The organism is Dehalobacter sp. DCM (genome assembly GCF_024972775.1).
Lineage (GTDB): Bacteria > Bacillota > Desulfitobacteriia > Desulfitobacteriales > Syntrophobotulaceae > Dehalobacter.
Window position 1 is genome coordinate 537,501 of sequence record NZ_CP092282.1, and the last position, 14,254, is coordinate 551,754.

At 43.4% G+C, this 14,254-nt stretch carries 11 protein-coding genes, 7 tRNA genes and 2 rRNA genes (1 of these 20 running past the window's edge); 18 read left to right on the forward strand and 2 right to left on the reverse strand.

The window, feature by feature from the left end:
- Together LPY66_RS02695 and rrf are read left to right on the forward strand one after the other, a co-directional pair.
- Positions 1 to 1,721: ribosomal RNA gene (locus tag LPY66_RS02695) — 23S ribosomal RNA — on the forward strand (it extends 1,194 nt beyond the left edge of the window).
- Positions 1,722 to 1,893: 172 nt separating this feature from the next.
- Positions 1,894 to 1,998, forward strand: a 5S ribosomal RNA gene (rrf, locus tag LPY66_RS02700).
- Between the two features lie 412 nt (positions 1,999 to 2,410).
- On the opposite strand, the gene LPY66_RS02705 is transcribed toward rrf, so the two are convergent.
- Positions 2,411 to 2,743, reverse strand: coding sequence for a L,D-transpeptidase (locus LPY66_RS02705; RefSeq protein ID WP_337986588.1), 333 nt, complete (start codon positions 2,741 to 2,743; stop codon positions 2,411 to 2,413).
- A 140-nt stretch (positions 2,744 to 2,883) separates the two neighbouring features.
- Here LPY66_RS02705 and LPY66_RS02710 point away from each other — a divergent pair, with 140 nt between their 5' ends.
- The 14 genes from LPY66_RS02710 (at position 2,884) to LPY66_RS02775 (ending at position 11,069) form a co-directional block, all read left to right on the forward strand.
- Entirely contained in the window at positions 2,884 to 3,075 is a 192-nt protein-coding gene (locus LPY66_RS02710) for a hypothetical protein (protein ID WP_337986589.1), read from the forward strand.
- Between the two features lie 569 nt (positions 3,076 to 3,644).
- Entirely contained in the window at positions 3,645 to 4,727 is a 1,083-nt protein-coding gene (gene serC / locus LPY66_RS02715; protein WP_337986590.1) for a 3-phosphoserine/phosphohydroxythreonine transaminase, read from the forward strand.
- A gap of 19 nt (positions 4,728 to 4,746) precedes the next feature.
- Positions 4,747 to 5,910, forward strand: a complete 1,164-nt coding sequence (locus LPY66_RS02720) for a phosphoglycerate dehydrogenase (protein WP_337986591.1) — start codon at positions 4,747 to 4,749, stop codon at positions 5,908 to 5,910.
- A 31-nt stretch (positions 5,911 to 5,941) separates the two neighbouring features.
- A complete protein-coding gene (locus LPY66_RS02725) occupies positions 5,942 to 7,180 on the forward strand; it encodes a DUF1015 domain-containing protein (RefSeq protein ID WP_337986592.1) in 1,239 nt (412 codons plus the stop codon).
- A gap of 17 nt (positions 7,181 to 7,197) precedes the next feature.
- Entirely contained in the window at positions 7,198 to 8,304 is a 1,107-nt protein-coding gene (locus LPY66_RS02730) for a M20/M25/M40 family metallo-hydrolase (RefSeq protein ID WP_337986593.1), read from the forward strand.
- 81 nt (positions 8,305 to 8,385) lie between these two features.
- On the forward strand, positions 8,386 to 8,706 hold the full coding sequence (locus LPY66_RS02735) for a hypothetical protein (protein WP_337986594.1): 321 nt from the start codon (positions 8,386 to 8,388) through the stop codon (positions 8,704 to 8,706).
- 196 nt (positions 8,707 to 8,902) lie between these two features.
- The gene (locus LPY66_RS02740; RefSeq protein ID WP_337986595.1) at positions 8,903 to 10,177 is read left to right on the forward strand and encodes a glycosyltransferase family 2 protein; all 1,275 of its coding nucleotides are present in this window, start codon (positions 8,903 to 8,905) and stop codon (positions 10,175 to 10,177) included.
- Positions 10,178 to 10,377: 200 nt separating this feature from the next.
- Positions 10,378 to 10,453 (forward strand) — tRNA-Val (locus LPY66_RS02745).
- Between the two features lie 106 nt (positions 10,454 to 10,559).
- Positions 10,560 to 10,635, forward strand: a tRNA-Asp gene (locus LPY66_RS02750).
- Positions 10,636 to 10,649: 14 nt separating this feature from the next.
- A tRNA-Phe gene (locus LPY66_RS02755) sits at positions 10,650 to 10,725 on the forward strand.
- Positions 10,726 to 10,732: 7 nt separating this feature from the next.
- A tRNA-Gly gene (locus LPY66_RS02760) sits at positions 10,733 to 10,807 on the forward strand.
- A gap of 13 nt (positions 10,808 to 10,820) precedes the next feature.
- Positions 10,821 to 10,895: transfer RNA gene (locus tag LPY66_RS02765), tRNA-Cys, on the forward strand.
- 3 nt (positions 10,896 to 10,898) lie between these two features.
- Positions 10,899 to 10,987: transfer RNA gene (locus tag LPY66_RS02770), tRNA-Leu, on the forward strand.
- Positions 10,988 to 10,992: 5 nt separating this feature from the next.
- Positions 10,993 to 11,069, forward strand: a tRNA-Val gene (locus LPY66_RS02775).
- 107 nt (positions 11,070 to 11,176) lie between these two features.
- Here the strand turns inward: LPY66_RS02775 and LPY66_RS02780 are convergent.
- Positions 11,177 to 12,826: an IS1182 family transposase gene (locus LPY66_RS02780; protein ID WP_337986596.1), complete on the reverse strand. Its 1,650-nt coding sequence runs from the start codon at positions 12,824 to 12,826 to the stop codon at positions 11,177 to 11,179.
- Positions 12,827 to 13,437: 611 nt separating this feature from the next.
- Between LPY66_RS02780 and LPY66_RS02785 the strand changes: the two genes are divergently transcribed.
- The gene (locus LPY66_RS02785) at positions 13,438 to 13,632 is read left to right on the forward strand and encodes a hypothetical protein (protein ID WP_337986597.1); all 195 of its coding nucleotides are present in this window, start codon (positions 13,438 to 13,440) and stop codon (positions 13,630 to 13,632) included.
- Entirely contained in the window at positions 13,629 to 14,198 is a 570-nt protein-coding gene (locus LPY66_RS02790; protein ID WP_337986598.1) for an ABC-three component system protein, read from the forward strand. The genes LPY66_RS02785 and LPY66_RS02790 overlap by 4 nt, the downstream gene beginning before the upstream one ends.
- Positions 14,199 to 14,254 lie beyond the last annotated feature (56 nt).

Below are 14,254 nucleotides of genomic sequence, written 5' to 3' on the forward strand. Positions count from 1 at the left end.
CATGGCATGGATCGAAAGATCCTTGGGTAGGGGAGCATTGTCACAGCGTAGAAGGATAGCTGTAAGGCTTACTGGAGTGGTGACAAGAGAGAATGCCGGTATGAGTATGCGAAAAGGAAGGTGAGAATCCTTCCCGCCGAAAATCTAAGGTTTCCTGGGGAAGGCTCGTCCGCCCAGGGTAAGTCGGGACCTAAGCTGAGGCCGAAAGGCGTAGGCGATGGACAATTGGTTGAGATTCCAATACCACCATAAATCGTTTGAGCAATGGGGTGACACAGGAGGAAGACCCGAGCGTACTGTTGGTTAAGTACGTCCAAGCATTAAGTGGGTGCTGTAGGCAAATCCGCAGCGCGTAACCGTGAGATGTGATGGGGAGCGAAAATAAGTAGCGAAGCGGGAAATTTCATACTGTCAAGAAAAGCCTCTAGTTAGAAATGTGGTGCCCGTACCGCAAACCGACACAGGTAGATGAGGAGAGAATCCTAAGGCGCGCGAGAAAACCCTCGTTAAGGAACTCGGCAAAATGACCCCGTAACTTCGGGAGAAGGGGTGCTCTAGGTAACTAGAGCCGCAGAGAAATAGTCCAGGCGACTGTTTAACAAAAACACAGGTCCCTGCAAATCCGTAAGGAGAAGTATAGGGGCTGACGCCTGCCCGGTGCTGGAAGGTTAAGAGGAGATGTTAGGGTTAAACCGAAGCATTGAATTGAAGCCCCAGTAAACGGCGGCCGTAACTATAACGGTCCTAAGGTAGCGAAATTCCTTGTCGGGTAAGTTCCGACCCGCACGAAAGGCGTAACGATCTGGACACTGTCTCAACGAGGGACTCGGCGAAATTGTAATACCCGTGAAGATGCGGGTTACCTGCGACAGGACAGAAAGACCCCATGGAGCTTTACTGCAGCTTGACATTGGATTTTGGTATAAAATGTACAGGATAGGTGGGAGGCTTAGAAGCCAGTACGCCAGTATTGGTGGAGCCGCCGGTGGGATACCACTCTTTTTGTACTGAAGTTCTAACCTAGGCCCCTGAATCGGGGTTGGGGACAGTGTCAGGTGGGCGGTTTGACTGGGGCGGTCGCCTCCTAAAGAGTAACGGAGGCGCCCAAAGGTTCCCTCAGCGCGGATGGAAATCGCGCGAAGAGTGTAAAGGCAAAAGGGAGCTTAACAGAGAGACAAACAAGTCGACCTGGTACGAAAGTAGGGCTTAGTGATCCGGTGGTTCCGAGTGGAAGGGCCATCGCTCAACGGATAAAAGCTACCCTGGGGATAACAGGCTTATCTCCCCCAAGAGTTCACATCGACGGGGAGGTTTGGCACCTCGATGTCGGCTCATCGCATCCTGGGGCTGTAGTAGGTCCCAAGGGTTGGGCTGTTCGCCCATTAAAGCGGTACGTGAGCTGGGTTCAGAACGTCGTGAGACAGTTCGGTCCCTATCCGTCGCAGGCGCAGGAAATTTGAGAGGATCTGTCCCTAGTACGAGAGGACCGGGATGGACGGATCACTGGTGTACCAGTTGTCTCGCCAGAGGCATCGCTGGGTAGCTATATCCGGAACGGATAAGCGCTGAAAGCATCTAAGTGCGAAACCAGCCTCAAGATGAGATTTCCCACAGAGTTAATCTGGTAAGACCCCTGAAAGATGATCAGGTTGATAGGCCGGAAGTGGAAGCATGGTGACATGTGGAGCGGACCGGTACTAATAGGTCGAGGTCTTGACCTTGGATTTGACGGCCATGGATGGCCTAATGCTGCGGGTGCCAGGACGGCACTGAGCAGCAGACCGCTGAAATGGCCAGAGATACTCACTTTATTGATGAGTTGAATGCATGAAGCTTATGATTGTTGTGCAGTTTTGAGAGAACGAGTGAAAACTTGCTAACTCAAACTACATATCTGGTGACTATACCGGAGGGGTACCACCCGTTCCCATCCCGAACACGGAAGTTAAGACCTCCTGGGGCGACGATACTGCAAGGGAAAATAGCACGTTGCCAGGTAACCAAAGAGACTACATTGTAAGATGTAGTCTCTTTATGTTTATATACTGCGTGTTAAAGTAGGAAGTTTGAGGAACCTCCAGGGCTGAAAATACTGAAAGGGAAGATAGGTCGTTGCCAGGTAATTAGAGACTACATCGTAATGATGTAGTCTCTTTATGTTTATATACTGCGTGTTAAAGTAGGAAGTTTGAGTTACCTCCAGGGCTGAAAATACTGAAAGGGAAGATAGGTCGTTGCCAGGTAACAAAGAGACTACATCTTATCGATGTAGTCTCTTCACTTTTACTGAGTTCAGGTGTTCCTGTAGAAAGTTTGAGGAACCTCCAGGGGCGACGATACTGCAAGGGAAAATAGCACGTTGCCAGGTAAGAAGGAGACAAAAGTCTACGTCCCTCAATCCCCTTCTAAATTACTTTCGAATCGTAACAGAAGTGCCGATAGGAATCATCCTAGCCAAATCTAAAACATCTTTATTATGCATGCGGATACAGCCCTTGGAGACCTGTTTACCAATAGATTGTGGATTATTTGTACCGTGAATTCCATATTTCGGAATGCTCAGTCCAAGCCACATCACACCAAATACACCACCGGGATTCGGCACTTTATCAATGATTCTGTAAGATCCGATAGGGGTAGGTGTAGCATCTTTGCCAATGCCAACCGGATATGTCCTGATCATTTGATTGTCCCCAAATACATAAAGCTGCCGTTTATCTAAGGAAAGAATAATCGAATACATTAATATCACCTCGATATATTCTATTATCTATTTATTTTATTGTTCAAAGGAGAATAGGACGAATTTCAAATAATTATAAATGGAATATAATGTAAAAAAAGTTGAAAAACTTGGTAATCTTACTAAAGGAGGTCATTGAAATGCATATTTTCAAGAAATGCATTAATCCGTATCAATATGAATGTTGTTATCCTGTAATTTGCGTACCTGTAGTTCCTTATCGCAATATGTCTTATCAACAAGAAACAGTGCGGTATCAGCCACAAGTGAGACAACAGCAGCTATATGCGGAGCAATATCAAACAAGCCGGTTTACCGGAGGAAAAGGCTAATAAGAATTAAAAACAGAGCAGCAGTGCTCTGTTTTTTTATGACTCAAGAAGCTATAGTGTATGAGGTTCTAGTTGACAAATCATCCTGCATACATTATTATTAACTAATAATCATATGCTTTTACATGATGATAGGAAAGTCTAATTTTGATGTTGATCAGAGAACTGACGGTTGGTGCAAGTCAGTCAACAAAAAATGAGATTCCATCCTGGAGTGGCCAATGATGAATTGTGACGGGTTCCGCCCGATAACGCGGACAAAAGTTGGCCGGAAGGCAACATGGGTGGCAACGCGGGAATACCTCTCGTCCCTTGATTTGGGATGAGGGGTTTTATTTATCTGCAGCAGGTTTTTGTCATCTGCTATGAAATACATAGGCAGAACAATCGAAGCAATTGTCTATTCATGGTGAATAATCGGCAGGAACTTGGGTGGCACCGCGGAAAATCCGCCCCAATGCTGGGGGTGGATTTTGTTTTTTTTGATGGTCTAATGCCGCGGGGATAGTATATTTCATAAGGCAATTCAAAATTGACATAATATAATATGAAGATATGGAGGAATGAAAATGTCACGCGTATTTAATTTTTCTGCAGGACCGGCAGTATTACCCGAGGACGTATTGAAAGAAGCTGCAGGGGAGATGCTGGATTATGATGGCACAGGGATGTCTGTAATGGAAATGAGCCATCGTTCAAAAGCCTTTGAAACAATTATCGGTGAAGCAGAACAAGATTTGCGGGATCTGGTCAATATCCCGGATAATTACAAAGTCCTGTTTCTTCAAGGCGGTGCGTCACAGCAATTCGCGATGATTCCCATGAACCTGATGAAAAATCGGGTAGCAGACCATTTAAAGACCGGCCAGTGGGCCAGTAAGGCGATCTCTGAGGGCAAAATTTGTGGCAAAATCAATGTGATCGCTTCGTCCGAAGACAAAACGTACACCTATATTCCGGATCTCAAAGACCTGAAAATGTCCGACGATGCAGATTATGTGTATATCTGCCATAATAATACGATTTACGGGACAAAGTTCAATGAGCTCCCCAATACATTCGGTAAACCCCTGGTTGCGGACATGTCATCTGACTTCTTGTCTGAACCCATCGATGTGACCCAATATGGCTTGATCTTTGCGGGCGCTCAGAAGAATATCGGTCCAGCCGGTGTCGTTGTTGTCATTATTCGTGAAGATTTGATTACCGACGATGTCTTGCCAGGCACACCGACTATGCTGCAGTATAAGATCCATGCTGACAACAAATCACTGTATAATACACCACCGGCTTATGGCATTTATATATGCGGCAAAGTGTTTAAATGGCTCAAAAAACTGGGCGGCTTAGAGGCCATGAAAAGAATCAATGAAGAAAAAGCGGCTATCCTCTATGATTATCTCGATTCCAGCAAGATGTTCAAAGGAACCGTAGTTAAAAAAGATCGTTCGCTCATGAATGTTCCGTTTGTGACCGGATCGGAAGAATTGGATAAGAAGTTTACAAAGGCAGCCAAAGAAGCCGGTTTCATCAATCTGGAAGGGCATCGTTCGGTTGGCGGGATGCGGGCAAGTATCTACAATGCCATGCCTATCGATGGGGTTAAAAAACTTGTGGCGTTTATGCAAAAATTTGAAGCAGAAAATATATAATTAAAAGGGGTAATGTGTGATGTTCAAGATAAACTGCCTTAATCCAATTGCTCAGGTTGGCTTGGATAATTTTACGGAAGAATACGCTTTAACAGATAATTTTAACGAAGCGGATGGCGTGTTGGTCAGAAGTGCCAGCGTTCATGATAGAGAATTGCCTTCATCCCTGAAAGCTATTGCCCGGGCAGGCGCTGGAGTTAACAACATACCGCTGGATAAGTGTGCTGAAAAAGGTATCGTCGTTTTTAACACTCCTGGAGCAAACGCAAACGGTGTTAAAGAAATTGTACTGGCGGGATTACTCCTGGCCTCCCGTGATATTATCGGCGGCGTTAACTGGGTCAATAGCGTTAAAAACGATCCGGACGTGGCCAATTTGGTAGAAAAACATAAATCCAAATTTGGCGGTATCGAAATCAGCGGCAAAAAGTTGGGTGTCATCGGTCTGGGAGCGATTGGGGTTCTTGTCGCGAATGCCGCAATCAAACTCGGTATGGAAGTCTACGGCTACGATCCGTATATTTCTGTACGCTCAGCTTGGAGCTTATCTAAATATATCAAGCCGAGCAAGTCACTTACGGAAATATTTAAGGAATGTGATTTTATCAGTATCCACGTTCCAGCCATGGATGCAACCAAAGGGATGCTGAATGAGGAAGCTTTCAAGGTGATGAAGCACGGTGTTCGTATTCTTAATTTCTCCAGAGATGCGCTTATCAATGAGGATGATATGATTGCTGCGTTGAATTCTGGCAAGGTGTATAAGTATGTTACGGACTTTCCAACGCCAAAAATGGCTTCTTTGGAGGGAGTCATCGCTATTCCTCACCTCGGTGCTTCAACTGCTGAATCTGAAGATAATTGCGCGATCATGGCCGTTAATCAGCTAATTGATTATCTGGAGAACGGTACGATTCACAATTCAGTTAACTTCCCTGATTGTGACAACGGATACCCTGATAATGCAGGCCGTATTGCGATCCATCACCGTAATATTCCCAATATGATCAGTCAATTCACCTCGGCAGTGGCAAAAGAGAATATCAATATTACTGACATGATCAATAAAAGCAAAGGTCAGTATGCCTATACCTTGATCGATATGGAAACATCTGCAACGCAGGAAACCGTAAAGAAGATCGAAGAAATTGACGGGGTTTTAAGAGTCAGGATCATTAAGTAAAGTAAGAAGCTGTTGTGGGGGGGATATCAATTTGGCTACAATAAGACCTTTTAAAGCGATTCGGCCAAGGGAAGACCTAGCAGCCAACGTGGCTGCGCTTCCCTATGATGTATATAACCGGGAGGAAGCACTGGCAGAAGTTCAAAAAGAACCATTATCTTTTTTGAAAATAGATCGTGCTGAGACGCAGTTTTCGTCCGATGTCAGCCCCTATGAGACTCAAGTATATGCTAAGGCGAGAGACTGTCTTCAGGATATGGTCCTTCAAGGTGTGTTGCTAAAAGACGACAGCCCGGCGTTTTTCGTGTATGAGCTAGTCATGGATGGCCGTTCTCAGACCGGGGTCGTGGGCTGTGCCGCTATTGACGACTATCTGAATAATGTCATTAAAAAACATGAGAAGACACGTGAGGAAAAGGAAATCGACCGAATCAATCATGTCGATATGTGTAATGCTCAAACCGGACCGATTTTTCTTGCTTATCGATCGCATCATGCGATTAATATGGCAGTAGCAAAAATCAAAAAGGATAGCCCATTATATGACTTTACTGCCCCGGACGGTATCCGACATACAGTCTGGAAAGCGGGCAGCCCGGCAGACATAAATACGATATACCAAGGATTTCAGGATACACAGGATATTTATATTGCCGATGGGCATCACCGCGCGGCGTCTGCGGTTAAAGTAGGTTTAAAACGACGCGAAGCCAATCCTGGTTTTACCGGGGAAGAAGAATTTAATTTCTTTCTTTCTGTTCTATTTCCACATGATCAATTACTGATTATGGATTACAATCGGGTTGTGCAGGATTTAAATGGCCTTGATACTGAGCGTTTTCTCCAAAAGGTGGCTGCGAGTTTTCATATCGATAAAAAAGGCGAAGAACCTTATAAGCCATTAAAAAAAGCTGAGATCGGCATGTATTTACATGGAGACTGGTATCGCTTAAAGGCTCACGATGAGATTGTCTCTGAAGACCCTGTTGAAGGGTTAGATGTTTCGCTTTTACAAAACTATCTTTTAACTCCCATTCTTGGCATAACGGACCCCAGAACTGACAAACGAATCGATTTTGTCGGCGGGATCCGGGGCTTAAAAGAACTGGAGAAAAGAGCGAACAGCGATATGGTTCTTGCTTTCGCGATGTATCCGACATCGATTGAAGAGTTGTTCGCTGTTTCGGATGCAGGCCAGCTTATGCCGCCAAAATCAACATGGTTTGAGCCAAAGCTTCGGAGCGGGCTATTGATACATGAATTAAGTTAGAGCCGAAGGAGGTTACTATGAGCGTTGATGTTCAAGAAGAATTCTTGAAGCTTGTTGCCTTTAATAGCCCGTCTAAGCAAGAGGGAAAGTTGGCGGAGTATCTTAAAAGGCGGCTGCAGGATTTAGGAGCCCAAGTCCATGAAGACGACTCCGCTGCGAAGACAGGAAGCGATACCGGGAACCTCATCGCTGTAATTCCTGGTAATCAGCAGGATGTGCCAGTAATTCTTCTCTCTGCACATATGGATACTGTCGCTTCGACCGAAGGGATGATCCCTGAAATCAGAAACGGCATTATCTACAGTGATGGACAAACGATATTAGGCGCCGACGATAAAGCGGGCATCGCTGTCATCCTGGCAGTATTGAGTAAGATTCAGGAAAATAAGAGCTATCGTCATGGTCCTATTGAAGTATTGCTCACCGTTCAGGAAGAAATTGGACTTTATGGGGTAAAGAATCTTAACTACGCTTTACAAGCAGCATATGGCTATATTCTGGATGGAGACGGACCGGCGGGGACTATTGTCAATGCTGCGCCATCACATTATACTCTCGATCTCGTCATTGAAGGTAAGGCCGCTCATGCCGGCCTTGAACCGGAGGCTGGGATCAATGCCATTGTGGTGGCAGCAAAGGCAATAGCCGAGTTGAAATCAGGCCGAATTGATGAAGAAACCACCAGTAATTTTGGGATTATTTCCGGCGGGACAGCACGTAATGTTGTCGCGGAGAGAGTAAAAATTACGGCCGAAGCACGCAGTCGCAATCCGGTTAAGCTTGAAACAGAAGTGAGAAAAATTTTAGATCAATTTAAAATAATTGCTGAAAATTGTGAAGCACATTTTTCCTATGAAAAAGAATTGGCATATGAAGGATTTACCGTCGATCCTGAGCATCCTTCGATCACAAAATTGATAGAAGCTGGCAAGCGGATTGGTATTCACACCGAATTAAAGCCGACAGGCGGGGGATTGGATGCCAATATTTTGAATTCACGGGGTATACCTTGTCTAGCCTTGGGTTTAGGCAATGATAAGCCGCATACCCATGAGGAGTTTGTTGATATCAGGCAGATGGAGAAATCAGTTGAGTGGCTTTTAGCTGCATTATGTTATCAATAATTAATCTGAATTTCTATTAATTTTGTGATTGATATTCTTTGCCACTGAGTAATTTCATAAGATATACTGAGGTGGCACGTGATGTGGGAACGTATTCGACGTGAGCTTTTGGTGGAATACTATTGGTGGCGAAGGCAAAACATCAAAAAAAAGCGGCTGGATAGTCCTGCCGGCATCATGGGAATACTCTTAATAGGAGCAGGGATTTTTCTGATGATCCTATTCGCGCAGGGAATAGCCGCTTTGCTCCGGAGCATTATTCCAGTGGTTAACGGGACGCAGATTGCAGGAGCATACTGGTCATCTGTCTTTTTAGCCATTAAGATAAGTTTGGGATTAATCATCCTTCTTGTTGGCGTTGTTTTTTATATAATCTTCAAGGTATTTGGCAGAAGATTATAAGGTAGACAAAAACGTTTATTTTCGTAAATGAAGGCAATTTAACACATTCTAGAGCAAAAGTGACTATTATTTTGCTTTTGTGTCTTACTTTCGGTGCAAAAAGCAAAAACAGATATATTTTGAGATATTGTCCAAGTCTTATTGCAGGTCGATGTAATATCTGTTAAAATAGGTAAATTGAGAGGGGGTAAGATGTTTGGGTACTTATGCCGATATACTTCAAGTGTTGTTCAATATCGTTTTACTGGCAATACAAGTCATAATCATACTTGTGACTTTATATTATGTTGTCCTGTCGATCATGGGGATGCGCCGTAAGTCTGAAACAGATGTTTACGACCCGGTGAATCGATTTGCGGTGGTTGTTGCTGCGCACAATGAGGAACGCGTGATAGCTCCGCTAATTGAAAACCTTAGAAATATGAACTATCCGAGAGAGTTATTTGATATTTTTGTTGTCGCCGACAATTGTACAGATAATACCGCTTTTCTAGCAAAAAATGCGGGAGCCAACGTCTTTAAACGTTTTGATGAAGCAAAACGGGGTAAGGGATATGCGCTGGAGTTTTTATTCGCCAAGATATTCGAATTGGATCAAAAATATGATGCATTTGTCTTATTCGATGCCGATAATCTGGTTAAGGATAACTTCCTGAGTGAAATGAACAAGAAGCTTTGTCAAGGGAACAAAATTATTCAGGGTTATGTGGATTCGAAGAACCCCTTTGATACCTGGGTTACAACTTCCTTTTCTATTGCATTCTGGATGATGAACAGGCTGGTTCAGCTCGGACGTTTTAATCTCGGTGTCTCCAATACCTTAGCTGGGACGGGTATGTGCATATCCTATGATGTTCTTAAACAATTCGGCTGGGGAGCACATTCATTAGTCGAGGATCTTGAGTTTACGATGAAAGCAGTTGCGCATGGCGTTAAGACAAGCTGGGCGCATGATGCCATTGTCTACGACGAAAAGCCACTTGGTTTCATTCAGTCATGTCATCAAAGAAAACGGTGGGCTCAGGGGCAGGTGGATGTTGCCTTGCGTTATTTGCCTCTTCTTGTTGTCAAAGGATTTCGGGAGAAAAAATTAATGTATTTTGATGCTGCTATGCATCTTTTCCAGCCGTTTTTCTTGATTATGTCCTTTGCGTTTATTATTCTGCAGATATTTACTTTTCTGCAGCCATATTATATTAATCTGTTTATCGATTACATTCCTGCCGGCGTTTGGCAGATCATATCAGGCAGTGTTATCATATTTGCTATATTGTCGCTTTATCTTGACAAGAAACCAAGTAAGGCTTATATCGGCTTGATTCTCTATCCTATCTTTATGTATAGTTGGATACCGATTATTATTGCCGGATTTGTTCACCATAACCGCAGAGAATGGTCCCACACTCTGCATACACGGTCCATCAGCTATGAGGAGATCGTTGGCTCAGAGGAAAAAATATCCGCGAGCTAGAAGTGCTAATAAACCTGCAATCCGAACATCAATAGAACAATTCATAGGAGCTCGGTGTCTACCGAGTTCCCATTAGTGAATTAGATATATGAAGAACTCAACCAAAAAACAATCCCCATTAATTGTCTTAAGTTTACAGAAAAAACCCTTTGACACACCATCGATATTTGTGTATACTATAATTCGTCACCGTAAGACCCGGGCGATTAGCTCAGCTGGGAGAGCGCCTGCCTTACAAGCAGGATGTCGGCAGTTCGATCCTGTCATCGCCCACCAAACTCGTAGTGCGAGGCACGAAGCTCGAAGTTCGAAACAGAGGGAATCGCTGAAGCGATTCCGACTAAGATCGAACATCGAACATCGAATCACGTACATCGAACACGGCCCCGTGGTGTAGTGGTTAACATGCCTGCCTGTCACGCAGGAGATCGTCGGTTCAAGTCCGATCGGGGTCGCCATATCGCATTATCCTGCCTCGGTAGCTCAGTCGGTAGAGCAGAGGACTGAAAATCCTCGTGTCGGCGGTTCGATTCCGTCCTGAGGCACCATGATCATGCGGGTGTAACTCAGTGGTAGAGTGTCACCTTGCCAAGGTGAAAGTCGCGAGTTCGAATCTCGTCACCCGCTCCATTTAAATCGTTTTGGCGGCATAGCCAAGTGGTAAGGCAGAGGTCTGCAAAACCTTTATCCCCCAGTTCAAATCTGGGTGCCGCCTCCAAAAGCCGAAGTGGCGGAACTGGCAGACGCACGGGACTTAAAATCCCGCGGGGCTTACCCCCCGTACCGGTTCGATTCCGGTCTTCGGCACCATTTATGGGTTTGTAGCTCAGCTGGTTAGAGTACTGCGTTGACATCGCAGGGGTCGGAGGTTCGAGTCCTCTCAAACCCACCATAATTCGTCTGAAAACCCGCTAACCATGCGGGTTTGCGGTTTTTTAAAACAGGAAATTCCTGTTTTTTTGTTTATCTGGGGAACAAAAATAACAAAAAAAGAGGGGATCACCCCCTCAACGCCGCCACTAACCGTTTGGTTCCTACCATATTGATGGCTCGTCGTAAATTGTAGGCAAGGAAACTAAGCCCCAGCTCGCCTGTGGTTTTTTCTATGCCCTTACATAACAGGTAATGTGCTCCATGGTACCACTTGACCGTACCAAAAGGATGCTCCGACAGACATAACCGTAATTTTTGCATTGGAATGTCATCGCGAATATGTAGAATCACTTTCTTTTTCGTATTGCGTTTGAGAAGCTTGAACGCATTGTAAGGGGTCTCCGACACCGGATACACCTGTAAAGGATGATGGGATGAGCCGTACATCAGAACAGGAATATATTTCGAATCCGGTCCAAATTGAACCACCTTGTAATTCTTTCCCGAGGTGCAGCGGTTGGTGCAAACCCGGCAAGCATGGCGGTTCTGGTAACGGGCATTGCCGCCTCTGTGAGTTCGTACCCGAGTTAAAACACAGCCCATAGGGCAGGTCACCGTATCGTTTTCATGGCGGATAAAACAACTGAGCTGGTCTTGTTCTTGGACTTCAATCTCCATGATGGTGTTTTCGTAACATTGAGGCAGAACGCCGGCTTTAAGACAGCGCTGAATGTCTTCGGGTTTGGTCGAATTTCGATCGTCTTCAGAGATGGTGGCTTCTTCATGCTCCAAAACCAACAGACGCTCATCCTTATCGGTTTTAAGCCCGACATGGGGAATAATCCCGTTCATCACGCATTGCCTGATCTCCTCTTTGTCGTCATACCCTTTATCTGCGGCGGCATGAATGGTTTCTACACCAAAGGTCTCCTTGGTATTCTGGGCAACTTTCGTCAGGTAGTTGTAATCGTTGCAGGAATTAGTCACTTCATATTCGGCGATCAGATGACTGGTTTGATCGACCGCCGTTTGCACGTTGTAGCAACAGGCATAACCGTCTTTGGTCCGCATCATTCGGGCTTCGGGATCCGTGGTTAAGAGCTGCGTTTCTTCGGATTCCTTTAATTCCTGTAAATAGGTTTCATACAGTTCCTGACGCTTTTTTAGTTCGGCCAATTTTTCTTTAATTTCGCCGGAAGCGTATTTTGCGGTTCCCGGATCATCCTGATCAGCTTGATCCAGAGCGTTAAGATAGTTGGTGATGTTTTCTTCGATACGCAAGAGTTTTTTCTTTAAAATTTCTTCATTATACATTTTCTTGCGACCGTTGACGGCTCTGAATTTGGAGCCGTCGATGGCAATAAGTTCCCGTTCATAGAGTTTAAGATCCAAGCATATTTTAACAAACGCTTTAAAGACGTGTTTGAGCGCTTTAGCATTGTCTTTGCGAAAGTCGGCGATGGTACGGAAATCGGGTGTGAGGCGGTTTAGAAGATAGAAGAGTTCGATATTGCGTCCGCATTCGGTCATCAGTTTCCGGCTGGAGCGGATACGGTTAAAGTAACCGTAGACGTAGAGTTTAAGGAGGGCTTTGGGATCATAGGGAGGCCTGCCGGTGGCAGCCGGGTGGGCATGGGTAATTCCGAGTTCAGAGAGGTTGAGGTGGTCGATAAAGGCATCAATAACACGCACCGGGTTATTTTCATCGATTAGTTCCTCCAGGGTTGAGGGGAAGAGATGTTGCTGGCTTCGATCTTCGCCGGAGATGTATCCCATAGTGACCTCCAATAAACGGAAATAAGGTGTTTATAGGAGTATTATAGCATAAAATGGAAAATAATGGAATACATCTAAGGGGTTTTCGGACAGTCTGACCATAAATCAAAAACAAGAAAACCTTGTAGTCCTTGATATTAGCGGATTTACAAGGTTTTTTTCTATTATTATGGGGGTTGGACAACCTATCAAAAACCTAGTAAATATTTGTAAAAATCTACTAGTATTCCTAAGTAGATTGACAAAATGACAGACAAAAAATTGTCCCTAAAGAGTATAAACTGTTGGGAATAAAGAATATCGTTTTATTGTTATAAAAGGCTCTTAGAAGTGATTATAGAGCTTTTGAGAGCAAACTAATAATAATACACATCAAGAGATCCTTACTTGTTATCGAGTGCGAACATAATTCTAATATATCAGTATATATATGGCTTAAAATCTAGCAAAAAGGGTGTTTAACGATATAGTTACGATTACTTTTAATTTTTGGATATTATCTTTATACAGAGACATTATGACAGAAGAATAAGGAATCAAATTATTTAGTCGTTGCTAAATTATGTAAGTATGTTATTATAAGAACAAATAACTTTATATGGAGAAAAATGATGTTTTGGACTATTACAGGTTGGATCATAGCTTTATTAGCTCTCATAGTTAATTATTTGCAGTTAAAGGAAAATAAAAAACTCAGGGATAAATATGAACTAAATTCAATTAAAAATAAGGGCATTATGGAAAATTCAATACAGCAATCACATTCTGGTAAAGGTGATAATATTGTCCAAGGAAGTAGAAAATGATTACTCAAAATCACGATGGAGATGGAGATAATATTTTTATTCAAGGGGATGCTATTTTTAAAACAATTCAAAAGCACCCCACTATTCTTGCTGAGATCATTAACCAATTAGGTGATAGATTATTTGATCATAGCAGTGAAATTGAAAATGATATTTCTGAATTCGATATTGATGGCAAAATTGAATATAACAATGTTGTTAGATACAAATACATAATTGATGAATATATGGTTTACCAAGGGAAATTAAATTCAATATACAAAGAACTTGATGATCAAGGCAGTAGTAAAAAGTTAATTCTTTTTAAAAATATCGAACTCTGCTATATTAAAGCAAAGAGCACTTATTTAGATAGAGATAGAGAAGCAGATGAAGAAGATATTAAAATAATTAAAAGGTTTGCAGATGAAATTCTAGCGACTGTTGAAGATGAACTGCTTCAAGTATTATTAATGAGCAGCAATAATCAACAATACTTAGAAGCTAATCGAGTAGGATTAGCAATTATATTAGTAGATGCTTTTATGCGTTGTAAAATTTTAGAGGAGCCGCCTAAAAGATGCTAGTATCACAAGATATTAATCCAACAAAAAGCTTATATTATATTGGGGCAAAACTGCTA